This is a genomic window from Gilliamella sp. X-46, assembly GCF_057063525.1.
The window spans coordinates 36,298-54,688 of record NZ_JBXSQH010000011.1 but is presented as its reverse complement, the minus strand read 5'-3'; the positions used below and the strand labels follow the sequence as shown (position 1 = coordinate 54,688).

General features: G+C 38.1%; 15 protein-coding genes. 6 read left to right on the top strand and 9 right to left on the bottom strand.

Annotation, left to right across the window (positions count from 1 at the left end; translation table 11 throughout):
• The first annotated feature begins 4 nt into the window (after positions 1-4).
• The 4 genes from coaBC (at position 5) to ACYIAJ_RS08110 (ending at position 3,158) form a co-directional block, all read left to right on the top strand.
• Positions 5-1,231 (top strand): bifunctional phosphopantothenoylcysteine decarboxylase/phosphopantothenate--cysteine ligase CoaBC, encoded by a 1,227-nt coding sequence (gene coaBC, locus ACYIAJ_RS08125; RefSeq protein ID WP_483560737.1) that lies wholly within the window; start codon positions 5-7, stop codon positions 1,229-1,231.
• Entirely contained in the window at positions 1,215-1,673 is a 459-nt protein-coding gene (gene dut / locus ACYIAJ_RS08120; RefSeq protein WP_034909576.1) for a dUTP diphosphatase, read from the top strand. Before coaBC ends, dut begins: the two co-directional genes overlap by 17 nt.
• Complete coding sequence (gene slmA, locus ACYIAJ_RS08115; protein WP_091349295.1) at positions 1,670-2,263, top strand: nucleoid occlusion factor SlmA; 594 nt, start codon at positions 1,670-1,672, stop codon at positions 2,261-2,263. The genes dut and slmA overlap by 4 nt, the downstream gene beginning before the upstream one ends.
• A gap of 61 nt (positions 2,264-2,324) precedes the next feature.
• Positions 2,325-3,158, top strand: coding sequence for a mechanosensitive ion channel domain-containing protein (locus tag ACYIAJ_RS08110; protein WP_483560736.1), 834 nt, complete (start codon positions 2,325-2,327; stop codon positions 3,156-3,158).
• A 59-nt stretch (positions 3,159-3,217) separates the two neighbouring features.
• On the opposite strand, the gene cysE is transcribed toward ACYIAJ_RS08110, so the two are convergent.
• Complete coding sequence (gene cysE, locus ACYIAJ_RS08105; RefSeq protein WP_483560742.1) at positions 3,218-3,997, bottom strand: serine O-acetyltransferase; 780 nt, start codon at positions 3,995-3,997, stop codon at positions 3,218-3,220.
• Positions 3,998-4,628: 631 nt separating this feature from the next.
• Here cysE and ACYIAJ_RS08100 point away from each other — a divergent pair.
• Positions 4,629-6,110, top strand: coding sequence for a SulP family inorganic anion transporter (locus ACYIAJ_RS08100; RefSeq protein WP_483564622.1), 1,482 nt, complete (start codon positions 4,629-4,631; stop codon positions 6,108-6,110).
• 137 nt (positions 6,111-6,247) lie between these two features.
• On the opposite strand, the gene ACYIAJ_RS08095 is transcribed toward ACYIAJ_RS08100, so the two are convergent.
• Positions 6,248-7,717 (bottom strand): glycoside hydrolase family 32 protein, encoded by a 1,470-nt coding sequence (locus ACYIAJ_RS08095; RefSeq protein ID WP_483564621.1) that lies wholly within the window; start codon positions 7,715-7,717, stop codon positions 6,248-6,250.
• Positions 7,718-7,977: 260 nt separating this feature from the next.
• Here ACYIAJ_RS08095 and ACYIAJ_RS08090 point away from each other — a divergent pair, with 260 nt between their 5' ends.
• Positions 7,978-8,937: an aminoimidazole riboside kinase gene (locus tag ACYIAJ_RS08090; protein WP_483564620.1), complete on the top strand. Its 960-nt coding sequence runs from the start codon at positions 7,978-7,980 to the stop codon at positions 8,935-8,937.
• Positions 8,938-9,051: 114 nt separating this feature from the next.
• Here the strand turns inward: ACYIAJ_RS08090 and ispC are convergent, their stop codons facing one another.
• From ispC to ACYIAJ_RS08055, 7 genes are all read right to left on the bottom strand, one after another.
• A complete protein-coding gene (gene ispC / locus ACYIAJ_RS08085; RefSeq protein WP_483564619.1) occupies positions 9,052-10,230 on the bottom strand; it encodes a 1-deoxy-D-xylulose-5-phosphate reductoisomerase in 1,179 nt (392 codons plus the stop codon).
• 1 nt (position 10,231) lies between these two features.
• A complete protein-coding gene (gene deoR, locus ACYIAJ_RS08080; RefSeq protein ID WP_483564618.1) occupies positions 10,232-10,993 on the bottom strand; it encodes a DNA-binding transcriptional repressor DeoR in 762 nt (253 codons plus the stop codon).
• 57 nt (positions 10,994-11,050) lie between these two features.
• Entirely contained in the window at positions 11,051-11,716 is a 666-nt protein-coding gene (gene deoC, locus ACYIAJ_RS08075) for a deoxyribose-phosphate aldolase (RefSeq protein ID WP_483564617.1), read from the bottom strand.
• Between the two features lie 1,469 nt (positions 11,717-13,185).
• Complete coding sequence (locus ACYIAJ_RS08070; protein WP_483564616.1) at positions 13,186-14,571, bottom strand: hypothetical protein; 1,386 nt, start codon at positions 14,569-14,571, stop codon at positions 13,186-13,188.
• A gap of 882 nt (positions 14,572-15,453) precedes the next feature.
• Complete coding sequence (locus ACYIAJ_RS08065; RefSeq protein WP_483560629.1) at positions 15,454-16,287, bottom strand: DUF3800 domain-containing protein; 834 nt, start codon at positions 16,285-16,287, stop codon at positions 15,454-15,456.
• Positions 16,288-16,569: 282 nt separating this feature from the next.
• A complete protein-coding gene (locus ACYIAJ_RS08060) occupies positions 16,570-17,253 on the bottom strand; it encodes a hypothetical protein (RefSeq protein ID WP_483564615.1) in 684 nt (227 codons plus the stop codon).
• A 720-nt stretch (positions 17,254-17,973) separates the two neighbouring features.
• Positions 17,974-18,213 (bottom strand): hypothetical protein, encoded by a 240-nt coding sequence (locus ACYIAJ_RS08055; RefSeq protein ID WP_483564614.1) that lies wholly within the window; start codon positions 18,211-18,213, stop codon positions 17,974-17,976.
• Between the last annotated feature and the right edge of the window lie 178 nt (positions 18,214-18,391).

Below are 18,391 nucleotides of genomic sequence, written 5' to 3'. Positions count from 1 at the left end.
GATCATGAGTCTATCAGGAAAACGTATCTTATTAGGCATTACAGGTGGCATTGCTGCTTATAAATGCCCTGATCTGGTTCGTCATTTAAAAAAATGTGGCGCACAAGTGCGTGTCGTTTTAACTGATTCTGCTAGCCATTTTGTTACCAAAATGACGTTACAAGCGGTTTCGGGCAATCAGGTATCAAGTGATTTATTTGATCCATCAGCCGAGCTGTCTATGAGCCATATTGAACTGGCCAAATGGGCTGATTTAGTCCTCATTGCCCCAGCAACGGCCAATATTATTGCCAAAATGGCTAACGGCATTGCTGATGATCTGCTGTCAACAGTCTGCTTAGCAACCCCATCGCCAATTGTTATAGCGCCAGCCATGAATCAACAAATGTATAAAGCAGCAGCAACGCAACATAACTTATCAGTATTGGCCTCAAGAAATACCTTAATTTTAGGGCCTGACAGCGGCTTTCAGGCCTGTGGTGATATAGGGCCTGGGCGAATGCTAGAACCTGCAACGATTGTTGATAATATCAAACAGTATTTTACAACCACTGCTGCGCTTTCAGGTATATCCATAACCATCACGGCAGGCCCTACGATCGAAGAAATCGATCCAGTTCGTTACATTAGTAATTACAGTTCAGGAAAAATGGGCTTTGCAATTGCCAGTGCGGCGGCACAAATGGGCGCTACCGTTACATTAATTAGTGGACCGGTTCATTTAGATACGCCAAATGGTGTCAACCGAATTAACGTTAAAAGCGCTAAACAGATGTATGAAGAAGCATTAAATTGCGCGCAAAAATCAACTATTTTTATTTCGTGCGCAGCGGTTGCCGATTATCATGCCAAAACAATTGCGACACAAAAAATCAAAAAAACCAGCGATAATAACGAACTTATTATTGAATTAGTAAAAAACCCCGATATTGTAGCAAGTGTCGCAGCACTCAAAACGCATCGTCCTTTTGTGGTAGGATTTGCCGCCGAAACTCATGATGTCAAAACTTATGCACTAAAAAAATTAACTACAAAAAATCTAGATTTAATTTGCGCTAATGACGTTTCAGACAAAACCATCGGCTTTAATTCTGATCAAAATGCATTAACACTATATTGGCAAAATGGTGAGCAAACGTTACCATTAAGCAACAAACAACAATTAGCAACACAGTTACTTGAAGCAGTCATAAAACGATATAAAGCGAGTCATGATGAAAAGAAAAATTGATATAAAAGTATTAGATAAACGTTTAGGAAATGAATTTCCACTCCCTACCTATGCAACTGAAGGTTCAGCAGGTATTGATTTGCGTGCAATGTTTGATAAAACCACCGAAATCAAACCCGGCGAAACCATCTTAACGCCAACAGGTTTATCGATGCATATTGCTGATCCTAGTTTAGCTGCCTTAGTATTACCACGTTCTGGACTTGGTTCAAAAAATGGTATTGTGCTTGGAAATTTGGTTGGTTTGATTGATTCGGATTATCAAGGCCAGTTATTTGTTCCTGTTTGGAATCGTAGTCAAACGCCTTTTGTTATTGAGGCAGGCGATCGCATTGCCCAATTAATTATTGTTCCGGTTGTACAGGCAGAATTTAATATTGTTGATGAATTTGTTGAATCAGCACGCGGAGAAGGTGGATTTGGACATTCGGGTAAAAAATGATTGTGACAAATAAAAATAAAAATCGCAAAGAAGATATCTTACAGGCATTGGCAAAAATGCTTGAATCTAATGAAGGCACTCAACGCATTACAACGGCTAAATTAGCCGCAACAGTAGGTGTTTCTGAAGCGGCGTTATATCGACATTTTCCAAGTAAAACAAAAATGTTTGAAAGCTTAATTGTCTATATTGAAGATATTTTGTTGTCGCGCATTAATGTCATTATGCAAGAAGAGCCCAATACCTTTACACGCTTGCAACTTATTCTTGCGTTGATATTAGGCTTTTCTGAAAAAAACCCTGGATTAACCAGAATTATGACGGGGCATGCATTAATGTTTGAACAAGACCAATTACAAGAACGTATTAGCCAACTATTTGAACGAATTGAAATCCAAATCAAACAAGTTTTACGGGAGCGCAAAATACGTGAAGGTGTTGCTTTCATCACAGATGAACGGATTTTGTCTAGTCAGTTATTGGCTTTTTGCGAAGGCATGATGGCGCGTTATTCTCGTTCAGGTTTTAAATATCTACCAACTACTAATTTTGATACACGTTGGACTTTATTAGTTAAACAACTGGTTTAGCCAATTTTGCACTAAAACACATTGATAGAAATTACTATTCCGAATTACTGAGGATAATAAGATGAATTTTGAAGGTTTCTTAAATTACACCCTTAACTTTATCAAACGATATGATGGGGTTGTATTTAGCTATATCGCTCATTTCTGCTTTGCTATTCTTATTTTTGTTATTGGTAGAACGATTGCTAGATTTATTAGCAACCAATTAAAACGGATATTATTTAAACGGCACGTTGACCCAACGGTTGTTAAATTTGTCAGTGCTTTGTCGTACTATGCCGTTATTGTCATGACATTAGTGGCGGTTTTAGGCCAATTAGGTGTACAAACGGCTTCTATTGTTGCTATCATTGGTGCGGCTGGTTTAGCGGTTGGTTTGGCGTTGCAAGGTTCGCTATCTAACTTTGCGGCTGGGGTGATTTTAATTATTTTCCGCCCGTTTAAAGTGGGCGAAACGGTTGTGATTAATAACCAACAAGGTGTGATTGATTCAATACAAATTTTTTCAACATCAATGATCACATCAACCAACGAATTAGTGGTGATACCCAATAGTCAAGTCGTCAATACCAATATTGTCAATTATACCCGTTTGCCGGAAAGGCGTTTAGACTTGGTCATTAATGTCGGCTATGATTCTGATATTCAAAAAGTTTACCAAGTGTTAAAACAAGCGGTTGATAAAACACAAAACATATTGACCACCAAAGCACCAACCATTCGATTAGATGTGTTAGATGCTTCCTCAATGAATTTTAATGTATTAGTTTGGACATTAAATGAAAACTACGGAGCAGTAAAAGGGGATCTGCTTGAAAATATCAAAAATGGATTAACTGCAAATAATATTAATATTCCATATCCAACCATGGATGTAAATCTTAACAATAAATAATCCGTTATAAAAATGCCGTCGATACAAATCAACGGCATTTTTCATTATACGCATCGCAATTAAATATCTTGATCCATATTTAAAGCAGGCTTATCGCAATCAGGGCAACCCACTACTTTTGCGGGCACACCGGCAACGGTGGTATGCGGTGGCACAAGATCTAACACAACTGAACCCGCACCAATTTTAGCGCCTTTGCCTATTTCAATATTACCTAAAATCGTGGAATTCGCACCAATCATTACACCCTCACGAATTTTGGGATGACGATCACCATTTTGTTTACCGGTGCCACCTAAGGTGACGGATTGCAAAATAGAAACATCGTTTTCAATTACCACGGTTTCACCAATAACAATGCCTGTTGCATGATCAAACATCACCCCACAACCAACTTTTGCCGCAGGGTGAATATCTACACCAAACACTATCGCAATCTGGCTTTGTAAAAAAATGGCCAATGATTTACGGTTTTGCTTCCAAAGCCAATGTGCAATTCGATAAGCTTGTAGTGATAAAAAACCTTTGTAATAAAGGAGAGGGGTTGAATAATAGTTGGTTGCAGGATCACGAATATAAACTGCAATAATATCACTTACTGCAGATTGGATCAGGCTTTGATCAGCTTGATAAGCCTGCCGAGCAATCTCACGAATCTCAATAGCAGGCATTACTTGTGTTGCCAGTTTATTAGCTAAAATATAACTTAATGCACTGCCTAAATCCTCGTGATTGAGTAAAGTCGCGTGGAAATAACTTGCCAGCATTGGCTCGCTTTCAACTAACTCAAAGGCTTCTTGCCGAATGGTTTGCCACAGCCGTTCGGGTTTTACAACTATTTTTGCATCGCTCACAACAAGTCCTTATACACAATAACTAAAATTGTTCACATTGTTTCGCAAACTTAACCTAGAAGCAAGTTTTGTATTCATTTATCATCACCTTAAAAAGCCAAAAAGGGCCAATACAGATAGCATCACCTTATTTAAAAAGAGCCTCTTTGTAAGTGAAATAAAGTATATTAGCTCAAACCAAATAAAGGCATAAAAAAACAGATCTAAAACGTTGTTAAACCGCCAATGCCTAATCCCATTTTCAATTTTGTCTATTTTGCTTTTAATGATGACGGTTAATGCCGTCATTAAATCCTATAATAAATAGATCTATGACATCGGCATCATTTAAATTTGTATGGTTAGATTAAAATTTTTAAAGCAATAAAATATTATAACTTTCAACGATAATAAGAAAATTAGCCATTGTACAATGGGTTAAGTTCTATTATTATAAAAATATAATTTCATTATGGAGTATACCTGTGTAACTTTTTGCGCGTTCTTTCTATTAATAATAATTATAGTTACTCGCGTGATGCACAGAAGTCATATCTTTCCTATCAACTTTTGATAACCTTATAAATGCATTGCTTCACGCGGCAATTTTCCTTTTTTTCAGTGGTGATTAAATTCAATGCAATCTTTACGCACACAATGGTTTTCCAATATCAGAAATGATGTTCTATCGGGCATCGTTGTAGCACTTGCCCTTATTCCTGAAGCAATTGCTTTTTCAATTATTGCCGGTGTTGACCCTAAAATGGGGCTGTATGCGGCTTTTTGTATAGCGGTTATTACTGCTTTTGCCGGTGGTCGCCCAGGAATGATTTCTGCCGCTACTGGTGCAATGGCGCTCGTCATTGCCGGACTGGTTAAATCACATGGAGTTGAATATTTACTGGTCGCGACAATTTTATGCGGTATTTTTCAGATTATTGCCGGTTTTCTTCAATTAGGAAACTTAATGCGCTTTGTTTCTCGCTCTGTGGTAACGGGTTTTGTTAATGCATTAGCCATCTTAATTTTTTTAGCACAACTTCCTGAGCTAACCAATGTCACATGGCATGTCTATGCAATGACCATTGCTGGGCTTGGCATTATTTACCTGTTCCCTTATATCCCCAAAGTAGGAAAAATCATTCCTTCACCGCTACTTTGCATTCTTATTCTTACCGGTATCTATATGTATTTTGGCATGGATATACGCACGGTGGGTGATATGGGTACACTACCCACCAGCTTGCCTACGTTTTTACTCCCCAATGTCCCTTTTAACCTTGATACCTTATTGATTATTCTGCCTTACTCCCTTTCATTAGCCATTGTCGGCTTATTAGAATCAATGATGACCGCAACCATTGTAGATGATATTACCGATACACCGAGTGATAAAAACCGAGAGTGCAAGGGACAAGGTATTGCCAATATCGTGACAGGCTTCTTTGGCGGTATGGCAGGGTGCGCAATGATTGGGCAATCAATTATCAATATGAAGTCAGGCGGACGAACGCGTCTATCCTCATTTATCGCTGGAACTGTACTTCTATTATTAGTTGTCTTTTTACAAGACTGGGTAAGCCAAATTCCAATGGCTGCGTTAGTAGCAGTGATGATCATGGTTTCCATTGGTACCTTTAGCTGGGACTCGATTAAAAACCTTAAATCATACCCACTTTCAACCAATATTGTGATGATCACAACTGTAGTTGTCGTTGTATTTACCCATAACCTTGCTTATGGCGTATTTGTTGGGGTATTACTGGCATCACTATTTTATGCCAATAAAGTCGCTCATTACCTACAAATTCAAACTGAGCAACCCAGCAAGGAACAACGTATTTATACCGTATATGGACAAGTATTTTTTGCTTCCTCTACAAAATTTATTAGTTCATTTGATTTAAAAGAGGTGTTACAAAAGGTAACCATCGATCTTACCCATGCACATTTTTGGGATATAACCGCTGTAGCGGCTTTAGATAAAGTGGTAATTAAATTCCGCAAAGAAGGGGCACAAGTGGAAGTGTTAGGGCTAAATAAAGCCAGTAGTACAATTGTAGACCATTTTGGCGTTTATGATAAACCCAAGGCGAAACAAACACTAAATAATCACTAAACCAATAGGTAATAAAAAATAATACACTGCATTGATAGTTTTAAATCATGAATTATTAGTTGTGATTATGTGGAATAAAACAATAAAAATGCAGTTGTTAAAACGAAAATTCACTGCCAAAAGGCAGTGAATTGGTATTACGCATAAATAGACTGCAATTGCCAACTTTGCAATTTCGTCACTTTCGCTTTTCCGTTTTCAGCAAAGAGGTTGATGACTCGCTCGGCCGGTAATTGTGGATAAATACGACTAGTGAGACTATACAAATCATCATTAACAAAAACCTCGACAGATGAGGCATCAACAAAAATATGCAAAGTTAGCTTATCTGTTTTGGGGAGTGGTACGCTACGATAACCGGTTAATTCAAGACCGGACAAACTGCGATCAAGTATAATTCGCTCGGATTGTAAATCAACATATAGTAGCGTTGCTTGTTTACCATCTTTAGTGGCTGCAAGCTGTAAACCAAAACGCTCGGCATCGCTTTGGATTAAATCAAACTCAACGTTAATCTCACAGCTAATCGATGGAATATCGGTGTTTTTAAGCTCGTTTTTTAAGAGGATATTACTTAGCGATTCTGGTTTTTCGCGCAATGCTTCAAGTTCTTTAATGGGGCGATTACGAACATAATTATCCTTATCTAAAAACAATTCACGCGGCAAAGTAAAAGCGCCGACCCATTTATCTTTTTTACTTGGCATGGTCGATTCCCACATATCCATCCAAGCAAAAACAATACGACGCCCATCAGCCGCAAGAAATGATTGCGGTGCATAAAAATCGTGTCCAAAGTCCATTTCTTGGAACGGTTTAATGATTGAAAATCGCTCGCCTGGTTGCCAATTACCCACAATATAACCTGATTGGAACAAATTACGATATTGATACCCCTTCGCTTTCATGCCTTGTGGTGAAAACATCAACACCCACTTATCACCAAGGGGAAAGAAGTCAGGGCATTCAAGCATATACACATTTGGATCGATATGACTAACAACAACCTGATCGAACGTCCAATTTGTTAAATCACCAGAACGATAAAGCAACACCTCGCCCACATTATCTGGGGTTCGTTGCCCCACCACCATCCACCATTGACCATCTTGTTGCCAAACTTTGGGATCACGAAAGTGCATAATCCCGACTTTAGGCGCAAGTACCGTACCGTGTTTTTCAAAATGAATACCATCTTGGCTACTTGCAAGGCATTGAGTTTGGCTTATCTGCTCGTCATCACCTTGGTCACTTAACCAAACATGTCCAGTATAAAATAAACACAGCTCACCATCGTTATCAACAGCAGAGCCCGAAAAACAACCGCTTTTATCAAATTCTTGATCAGGAGCAATTGCGATTGGTAATCTATGCCATGTCACCAAATCATCACTAACAGCATGCCCCCAATGCATTGGCCCCCAGCTTTCATCATAAGGATGATGCTGATAAAAAGCATGATATTGCCCTTTAAAATAGATCAACCCATTAGGGTCATTCATCCAACCAAATTGTGGCGCTAAATGAAAATGTGGGTAATACTGCTTATTAACAAGCTGCGCTAATTTGTTAACCGCTTGGTTAGCTTTATCGATAGCACTAGACATACAATCCCCTTATTAACCCAATATTTGATAGCATTAATCGTAGCCGGATTTACCTGTTAACATTAACCTATGGTAAAATAGCTCACCAACAATGTGACAAATGTCATACTTTTTAAATATTATCCATGATTTTTTTGATCGACGATTTATCCTATTATTAACCTTTGATCAAGATATATCAAACAATAAAACCCTAACTTATTTATACAAAAACCGAAATATATTCACTGAATTTAACTAACCACAAATTGAGTCATAAAATGAATAATACTAAAGTTTGGTCTCTTGGAGATGCCGTTATTGATTTATTGCCATTTGGCGATATGAATTATCAAGCTTGTGCGGGTGGTGCACCGGCTAATGTCGCAATTGGTATTGCAAAATTGGGGTTACCTTCCGCTTTTATTGGCCGTGTTGGGAATGATCCTTTTGGCCATTTTATGGAAAAAACGTTCCTTGAATATCATGTTGATTGCCAAAGCCTTGAAAAAGATGATCACCATAAAACAAGTACGGTTGTTGTTGATTTAGGTCAAAATGGGGAGCGAAGTTTTACTTTTTTGGTTTCACCTTCTGCTGATCAATTTTTGTCTCAGCAAGCGATACCTGAGTTTAACCAAGATATTTTACATTTTTGCTCTTTGGCGCTAGTCGGCCACACTTGTCGGCAAACGCTTAAAACCGCCATTGAAAACCTTACCGCTAAAAATGGCTTAATTAGCTTCGATGTTAACTTGCGTGAACAGATGTGGGCAAATAAAGATGAAATGCGCACAACTATAACTCAATTTTGTCATGATGCCGATATCCTTAAGCTATCAGATGAAGAACTATTTTGGCTCACGCAATGCAATGACTGGCATGAAGCATTAAGTAAACTACAACAACACTATGAGGCACCATTAAAGTTAATTACTAAAGGTAAAGATGGCAGTATCGCCTTATGGCAAGGCAAAACATTTTCGTTTGATTCGTACCATGTAAATAGTATTGATACTACCGGTGCGGGCGATGCCTTTGTGGCAGGACTACTTAGCAGTATTGCCTCATCAGGAATGCCTGAAGATAAACTCATGTTAGAAAGCATGATGACGATAGCTAGTGCTTGTGGTGCCTTAGCGACCACCCAAAAAGGCGCGTTAACTGCACTACCCGATAGCAGATTTTTACAATCCTTTATTAGCGATAATCCAACATTAACCGCTAAACAAATCGCTTAGTCAAGAAAAGCATGAATAGGGCAGCAACATTGAACATAATACTTTCAAAACGTCATTGCGATTGGCTGCCCTTACGACCTATTTAACTCACTGTTTATAAAAATCAAATCGCGTTTAGTGCTGACCACATTGCGATCTTGCCCACTGATCAATCATAAAAACTTCATCAATTGTCCTTGGCTCAGGGAAAGCTAATTGATCTAATACTTTTGCTACATTTTTGGCAATATCCATAAAACCAATTTCATGTTGCAAAAAGGCTTCTACCGAAATTTCATTGGCTGCATTAAGTGCCGTTGTGGCAGCTTGCCCTTGATTGGATGCTTCTATTGCCAATTTTAAACAAGGATAACGATTAAAATCAGGCTGTTTAAACGTTAAAGCCGAAATTTGACAAAAATCCAAAGGCGGTACACTGGATGGAACCCGATCGGGGTAAGACATAGCATAAGCAATTGGCGTGCACATATCAGGCACACCTAGTTCTGCCACCACACTACCATCTTGATAACGTACCATGGAATGAATAATCGATTGCGGATGAATAAGAATTTCCATTTCGTCGGCACTTGCATTAAATAACCAACGAGCTTCGATATACTCAAGTCCTTTATTCATCATGGTTGCCGAATCCACAGAAATCTTTTTACCCATCGACCAGTTAGGATGTGCAACTGCTTGCGCAGGCGTAACCGATGCAAGCTTATCGAATTCCCAATCGCGAAACGGCCCACCCGACCCCGTTAAAACTATTTTAGTAATGCCCTGTTCAGCCAAATTAGCAAAACCTAAATTATGCTGTACCGCCATTGGCAAACTTTGAAAAATCGCGTTATGTTCACTATCCACAGGTAACAGCTCAGCGCCATACTCTTTAACCGCTTGCATAAACAGATGCCCACAGGTTACAAGTGATTCTTTATTGGCAAGCAAAATACGTTTACCTTTTTTAATTGCCGCAAGGGTTGGTTTTAGCCCAGCGGCACCAACGATAGCGGCCATCACTTGATCGACTTCGGGCAACTGCGCTAAATCACAAATGGCTTGTTCACCGCTTAACACTTCAATATCCAATTTTAGATTAGCAAGATTTGCTCTTAGCTCCTTAGCCGCTTGCGCTGTTGCCATGGCAACGTATTTAGGCTTAAATGCCAAACATTGCTCAGTCATTTTGGCAACATTATTACCACCCACTAAGGCATACGCCTTAAACAGATGAGGATTTTGAGCAATAACCGCTAGCGTACTGCAACCAATTGAACCAGTCGAACCTAAAATTGTGATATTTTTCATATTAATACATTAGTTTTAAATTATGGTTATTGAAAAAAGAGATAAATTCCTTAGTCGGAGCTTTATCGGTAATAATTTGATTAAACAGCGTTAATTCACTAATCAAAGCCGGCTTGACTTGACTAAATTTAGTATGATCGGCAATCAAAATACGCTGATCAGATTGTTTCATGGCTTGCAACTTCATATCAAGTTCATCAAAATGATAACAAGTGACTCCTCGTGATATATCAACCCCAGCAGCCGAAATAAACGCTTTATTTGGGCAAATCGAATTTAATTGGCAATGCTGTCCAATAGCGGTAAAAATAGCATTATTAACCTGATAATAACCACCACATAAAATTGTCTTACAATTAGGTTTATTTTGTAATGCTAAAAATGCGTTTAATGAATAGCAGATAGCGGTAAAAGTGATTTCATCATCAATAGCATCAATGATAAAAGGGATTGTAGTACCGCAATCAAAAAAGACGGTATCATTTGCAAAAACAAGTTTACTGGCTAGTTTAGCAATATGTAGCTTTTCGTTAACTTGTTTATCTTGCTGATCGGAAACAAAATATTGCGTTGCTTGATGACGAACTTCACTAACAATATAACCGCCTAAAACCGTTAATGATGTAGGAATGTTACTTAAATCACGTCGAATGGTCATTTCGGAAACCGCTAACAACTTAGCCGCCTCTTTTAAATGAATCTTATCTGTTTTTTTTAAAATTTGAATGAGGTCATTAATTCTTTTTTGCGATTGTGTTTCCATTCAGATTCCATCAATATCAATAAGCGACATAAAGTCCCTTATTGATAAGTTTATTAATTAATAACTACTTGATGATGTGGTATCACCCGATACAATAGCAATGCCTGCGCTTGCACCTAAACGCGTTGCCCCTGCTTGAATCATTTTTTCAGCAGTTGCACGATCGCGAATACCGCCTGATGCTTTAACGCCCATCTCTTTACCTACAGTATCACGCATTAATTTAACATCCTCAACAGTTGCACCCGACAAGCTAAAGCCGGTTGAAGTTTTCACAAATGCAACGCCAATTTCTTTACAAATTGTACAAACTTTAACAATTTCTTCTTTGGTTAATAAACAGGTTTCTAAAATGACTTTTAATGGCACAACGCCACAAGCTTTAAACACCGCTTCGATATCCTGTTTAACGGCATCGAAATCATTGCTTTTTAACCAACCTACATTAATAACCATATCGATTTCTTGCGCGCCAGCTTTAACCGCCATTTCGGTTTCAAACGCTTTAGCGCTAGTCAGCATAGCACCAAGTGGAAAGCCAACTACTGCACACACTTTGACATCACTGCCATTAAGTAAACTTGCCGCTAAAGGCACATAGCCTGAATTTACACAAACCGAATAAAAATGATATTGTTTGGCTTCTTCACAGAGTTTTGTTATTTGGTCTTTTGTTGCGTTCATTGCAAGTAAAGTATGATCAATATACTTTGCATAACTCATAACGAGATCCTTAAAATGTTTTTGTAATAATGTTTTATTAAATATTATTAGTATGTAAATAAATAGGGATGTTATAAAAATAACAAATGTAGCCAAATATTGTTATTTTTATAACATTATGGCGTAATTGTTTGAAATAGTACAGATAAAAATCTGTGTTTGAGTTTTAGGTTTTTTGTTAAAAACAAAAATAAAAAACTTTAATAAAATCAATACCTTTTCTGACTGATTTTTGAGCGGAAAATCAGGCCTTTTTGGGTTGGTGGATAGAATGAATTAGGTGCAGTGGTTTCGGACGTTTTGACCTTAGGTGAATAAAATAGCTATCGTGGCCACGTCCGAGTTAGGGAATTAAAGCGAATTCCCTAACAACCCACGCAAGGCTGCAGAATGTGGCCTGCGGCTACCCTCCGCCGTCGCTCGGTCTTGACGCACCGGCTATGATTCGCTCCCGGCGAAGCATAGCCTCGCCAAACATCCTTGTTTGGCGTGCTAACCTCGCTCTGTTGTCGGCACATTCTGACGCCGGAATAGGGCAAATAATATAACCATCTTTTTGGGAAGACATTATGTTATTATAATTATGTGGTTGATTTTATTTAAATTAAACGCCTACACGGCGTTAAGGAATTAATAGACGTCTATAATTTCATATTGACGTTTCTAAACCGCCTACACGGCGTTAAGGAGAGCTCAAGATTTGATAAATCTTGCTGTATAAAGATAAACAACAATTTTGGCTTTGAAAACCCTTTTTTTGAGGTGTTTTATAATTTATTGATTTTATTTAATTTTAAATTATCGTTAAAAAAAGGGTTTGGAGCGGTTAAATTGCTGTTATTAGGGCGCTATTCGTGGTTTTGTTGATTTGTTGTATGTCGGCGCTTTGCTTAGGTTGTGTAAGCGATTGATTTTCCTTGAAAATACAAAAACAAAAACTTAAATAAAATCAATATCTTTCCTGACCACTTTTTGGATGTAATTTCATTGCCTTTTTACACAAAAACAACTCACAAAAAACACCTAAGGTTATGCTGTTTGTCTTATTCCGGCGTCAGAATGTGCCGACAACAGAGCGAGGTTAGCACGCCAAACAGGGATGTTTGGTGAGTTTGTGCTGCGTCTGGAACAAATTTGAACACCTGAGCATAGCGAAGGTGGCCTCGAAGAGGCGAGTATCAGGATGATACGAGTAGCGTAGCCGTAGACCACATTCTGTAGCCAAAGCGTGGGTTGTCAGGGAATTCGCTTTAATTCCCTGACTCGGACGTGATCACTGTAACCATTTTATTCACCAAAGGTCAAAACGTCCGAAACCTTGCCGTACTATAAATAGACCACGAATTTAAACCGCTACAGCGTAATCACTAGGAATGCCAACCACGCTTTTAGCGGGCGGCGGGGGGCGGCGCGATTGTGGCTTCGCCGCAACAGCGCAACCCTAAGGATTAAGGACTAAGAAATAAAAGCTAAGGTGTGGCGCAAACAGCGTAATCAGTATCGGAAACGACGCCGCTGCTAACTCTGCCGTTGTCCGAGAAAACATAGAAGCCTTTGTTATTACCTACTGTGTCGCTTGTCCAGTAGCTACTGGAGACGAAGTCCGTACCAGAGTAGTTCCCCATCATGCCCCACTCCGTGAAAAAACCAGCATCTATTTTACGCATATAAGCATTATTAGATGAACTAGGTGTGGCACCGACAGAACCTAGGCAACTTAAAGAGGAATTCCAACCAGAACAAACCGCATTGGTTAAATCTCTTACCCTAGCAAGACGATAACCCAAATTACTACACCAAGTGGAGTGGTTAGACCGATTACCCGTACGAATACCCCGATTGACGAACCACTGCTTTAAGACAAACCCATACTTCACCCCATTACCATCACTATCCCTACCCACCAACTCAAATGTCTGTGGCAAAGAGGGTACATCTAGAGGACTAGGATAATCTGAACGTATCCGAGCACTATCCGCCCTAGGACCACTTAACTTAACTCGTGCGACAACTTTTCCTCTATCAACACTAGGAATCCAACTATTATTAGCTGTTACACTTGTCACCGTAGCTGTTATATCGCCATTCGTGACAACAGACCACGTCAACTGACTTGCATTAACTCCAGTAGGCATCTCTAAGTCAAAATACAACCCATCAGCACCCGTTGTAGGAAAGTTTTGGTCATAAGATGATGAACGCGTTGACTGAGTTAAAAAACCCTTTGTAGGACTCCATATGTTAGATGGGCCTGCGTAACGAGGGTCGTCGTTAGAATTGATGCCAGTAGTACCACCATATAACAAATTCGGCCTTGCCGACTGCATAAAAACCAAACAATTTGCATTTGGTTTGAAATAATAATACTCCCTGTCATTAGTGGTTGAAAATACACGACGATTTGGCACGCCATACTGTGTAGTTAAACTAGCACCATCGGGGTTTAAACCTATTGTTACCCTATAAGGCGCCTTACATGCATCTAATGTATCATTAGGACGTACAGTATTTCCATTCTTATCCTCTAATGAAAGCCATAAAGTCCCTGTCGCCGTTACACCATTAGTCCCCTGTCCATCTCCATCATCATCTCCCCAATAATGATAAGTATTGACTAAATCATTTAAACGCACAAAAGTGATCGATGGTGGAAAAATAGTCTTTATCTCACCCAAAGTACGCCATGTTGATAATACTATTGGATTTGTCCTACTTGATGTATTCGTTGACGGCGTGACCTTTGCACCATAAGGCAACGTAATGGAGAACAACGATTCAAGGTCTGTTACCTTGGTTTGGCCTCCATCAGATGTTAAATACGGCCCACTCCCCTCAATGACCCTTGAGGTTTGCACTGTTAAGGCCTGTGCACCAAATGAACACAACCAAAACAATAACGCCGCAATCCATAACGGAGACTTTGATATGAACGATAAAAGATTGAATCTCTGCCTCGACAACAACCCTACCGATAAACTCGGCGAGCTCACTAAGCTAGATGATTTCGGTGATAAAAATAAGAATGGAGTCTGATTTTGACTACGATGATATTGAAAAAGATTTAGGGCGTAGGTTTGGCAGGCCAGATGCCAGATGCCAGATGCCGATTATGATAGCGCATTTCGATTATCCTGTCAAGTAAATTTTTGTTTTATTTGAATTTTTTATAATTGACCGCTCAACTAATGAGCACTCCCTTGCTTTAAAAGCGCTTAAATTATAACCGGTTGAGTAATAATGCGCTAGGTTTTTTGTTAAATATTTGTAAAGTTTTGTTAAGCGTATAAAGTTGAGCTTTTGGTGGCATGTTTTGGGAAATGGTTTTGGTGATGTTTTTTGAATAAAAAACATTAAATAAAAACTTTAATAAAATCAATACCTTTTCTAACCAATTTTTAGCAGAAAATCACGCCTTTTTGGGTTGGTGGATAGAATGAATTAGGTGCGGTGGTTTCGGACGTTTTGACCTTGGGTGAATAAAATAGCTATCGTGACCACGTCCGAGTCAGGGAATTAAAGCGAATTCCCTGACAACCCACGCTTTGGCTGCAGAATGTGGCCTACGGCTGCCTGACGCCGGAATAGGACAAACAACATAACTATCGTTTTTGGAAAGATTGTTGTGTTTTTATAATTATCTTTTTGATTTTATTTTGATTAAACGCCTACTCGGCAGTAAACTGAGTTGCTAAATTTTTAGTAGAACGATCGAGTTTGATTGGAAATTTATTATTTATCTAAATTCTTTTATTACAATGTTCAGCTAATTTCCTTAATGAATGCTCATCTGCTAATTTAGGAAGGTTATTTCTGACGCTACTTCTTTTTTGAGCGCTTGCAATCCTGTCACCAAAGTATTTTTTGAACAATATATAATCAGGTTTACTTTCAGGCTCAATATCATAAAAGGCTATTTTGCCATAAATAGAACACAACCAATCTGCGCATTGTATCGTTTGATATAATTTACTATCTACTTGTACTGGGGCTTCTATCAATTGATATTTTTTCTTTTGGTGCATATCATAAATGGCTTTTTTAACTAGGCTTGCACTGTCCTCATTATCATCCATAAATATCAAAAAATATGAGTTTTTATTTTTGAACTCATCGTCAAGTCTTTTAATAATTTCACTTAAACAAGATGTATACACAGTTAAAGGATTATGACGTTCTATTTTTTTATTTTTAGCTTCTCCAACAAAAAATAGAAATCCTCCTTTATCTGTTATTTTATTTATTATTCTATTGGTTGATCGAGTTATTTCATTTTTGTAATTTTTCAAATTTGTTACGGAGTATTGTTTCGAGCCTTTCTTTTCCCACATTGATAGTTGAAAATTACCTCCATCCTTTTCAATATCTTTCCTTGCTTTTGGTATATCATAATTTGAAAATAGATTTTGCTTCAAATTGAAAAAAAATGATGAAAATGATCTAGCTTCACAAATAGGAATAACAAACCCTCCAAGACCAAAAACTGGGTGAGTTTTATGTTTTGGATGATCGGCAGATATATACGGACCTATATGTCCAAATTCATCAAGATATACTATGTAAGTATCCTGCATTAATATATTTTCCTATACGCCAAATACGCGGAAGCCCAACTTAAAGTCGGGCCCCGGAATCAGCAGCGAACATAATAAAAAAGTCCGCTCCTTGCGTACAAATATAACCATCCTAATTTAATATGTCAAGCATTGCTTGAAATTCTCCCGTTTTTCTAAACCGCTAACCGGGCGATTAATCCACTTTGTTTAGGTTTCGACAGCCCATCAAAGAACATACAATTAAATTGCTTTGGTAGCCAATAACAAATTAACTAAATTTAAATAAGCCTTTTCGTTTTTTTATCTCAGATTGAAATTACTATATACTTTATATTCAATGAATTGATTAGTTGCTTTTATTATTTCTAATTCTGCACCTTTATATCTTATAATTTTTGATTCTGATAAGTCATATTCAACATTATTTGAAAATGCAGGGCGAGAAAAATCCTTATTAAATTCTTTATACCCGATATTAATCTTATGCCCTACTTTACCGTTATAGATTAGTATCTGTTGGAATGCGTTTTGATAAGTTACATTTTTCTTTTGGTACGAAAATGAAGAATTACTGTTACATAAAGAGCCACCACTAACAGTAATAATACATAGATCATTATCTTTTTTATTGGTCCTAATCCCTACAGGTAAATCAGCAAAGGTTGATTTTCCTACCGTTACTCCAGAATTTAACTCATTTAAACCAAAAAACAGATACTTTTGATCTTCACCTACTTTAGGATATTCTCCGGCATGAATAGTAAAATCCACTCCCCTGCTAACAACTGTGGTTTGAGGAAAATAAATAACATCCCTTGACGCTACTGTACCCTGTCTAACCATATCATCGCCAATAAATGTTTTTGTAACAACATTCAAATCGGGATAGCTTATTTGTTTCGTTTCAGCTACATAATTATACTTCACAGTGCTACAAGCGGTTAAAACTAAGCCAAATAAACTTAAAAAGATTATTTTTTTCATACCTTTTTCCTTAATAATTAATTTTCGATAATGGTATGAAATTTATTCCATCAGATCAATGCTTATTTAGCTTGCCTCCAGTTTCTAAACCGCCTACACGGCTACACGGCGTTAAGGAGAACTTAAGATTTGATAAATCTTGCTGTATAAAGATAAACAACAATTTCATCTTTAAAAACCCTTTTTTGAGCTGTTTTTTAATATGTTGATTTTATTTAATTTTAAATTGTCATTAAAAAAAGGGGTTGGAGCGGTTAATTTGCTGTTATTAAGGCGCTATTTGTGGTTTTGTTGATTTGTTGCATGTCGGTGCTTTGCTTAGGTTGTGTAAGCGGTTGATTTTCCTTGAAAATACAAAAACAAAAACTTCAATAAAATCAATACCTTTCCTGACCACTTTTTGGATGTAATTACATTGCTTTTTAACAAAAAACACCTAAGGCTATGTTATTTGTTTTATTCCGGCGTCAGAATGTGCCGACAACAGAGCGAGGTTAGCACGCCAAACAAGGATGTTTGGCGAGTTTGTGGTGCGTCTGGAACGCGTCCACAAACGGTGCGTTAAGACCGAGCGGCGGCGTCGGGCAGCCGCAGGCCACATTCTGTAGCCAAAGCGTGGGATTGCAAAGGGAATTCGCTTTAATTCCCTTTGCTCGGACGTGGTCACGATAGTTATTTTATTCACTAAAGGTCAAAACGTCCGAAACCACTGCACTCAATTCATTTTATCCACCAACCCAAAAACACATTAGGATAACGTTTATTAATAACATTAGCCGGAAATCCACCACATACAACAATTTGGTCAAGTTTTTTTATGTGTTTGATTATCGGTTTTAAATTAAATCCTAATAATTGACTCATGACATAAAACGACTGGTTATAAGCCCTTAAAAAAAGACCTTCTTTCAAAAAATGTATCGGATTTTTACTTAATGCTAATTTTTGTTCTATTTCCATTACATGACTTCTCTTTATTTATTTGATTTTACCCCTGAGCCACCGCCATCGACACTTTCAGCGTCGTCGGCGGCGGGGGCGGCGCGATTGTGGCTTCGCCGCAACAGCGCAACCCTAAGGAAAATGCCCCAACTGACGCGGGGGCGTTATTCTTTGTTAGATTGTCCTCTCAGGCTAC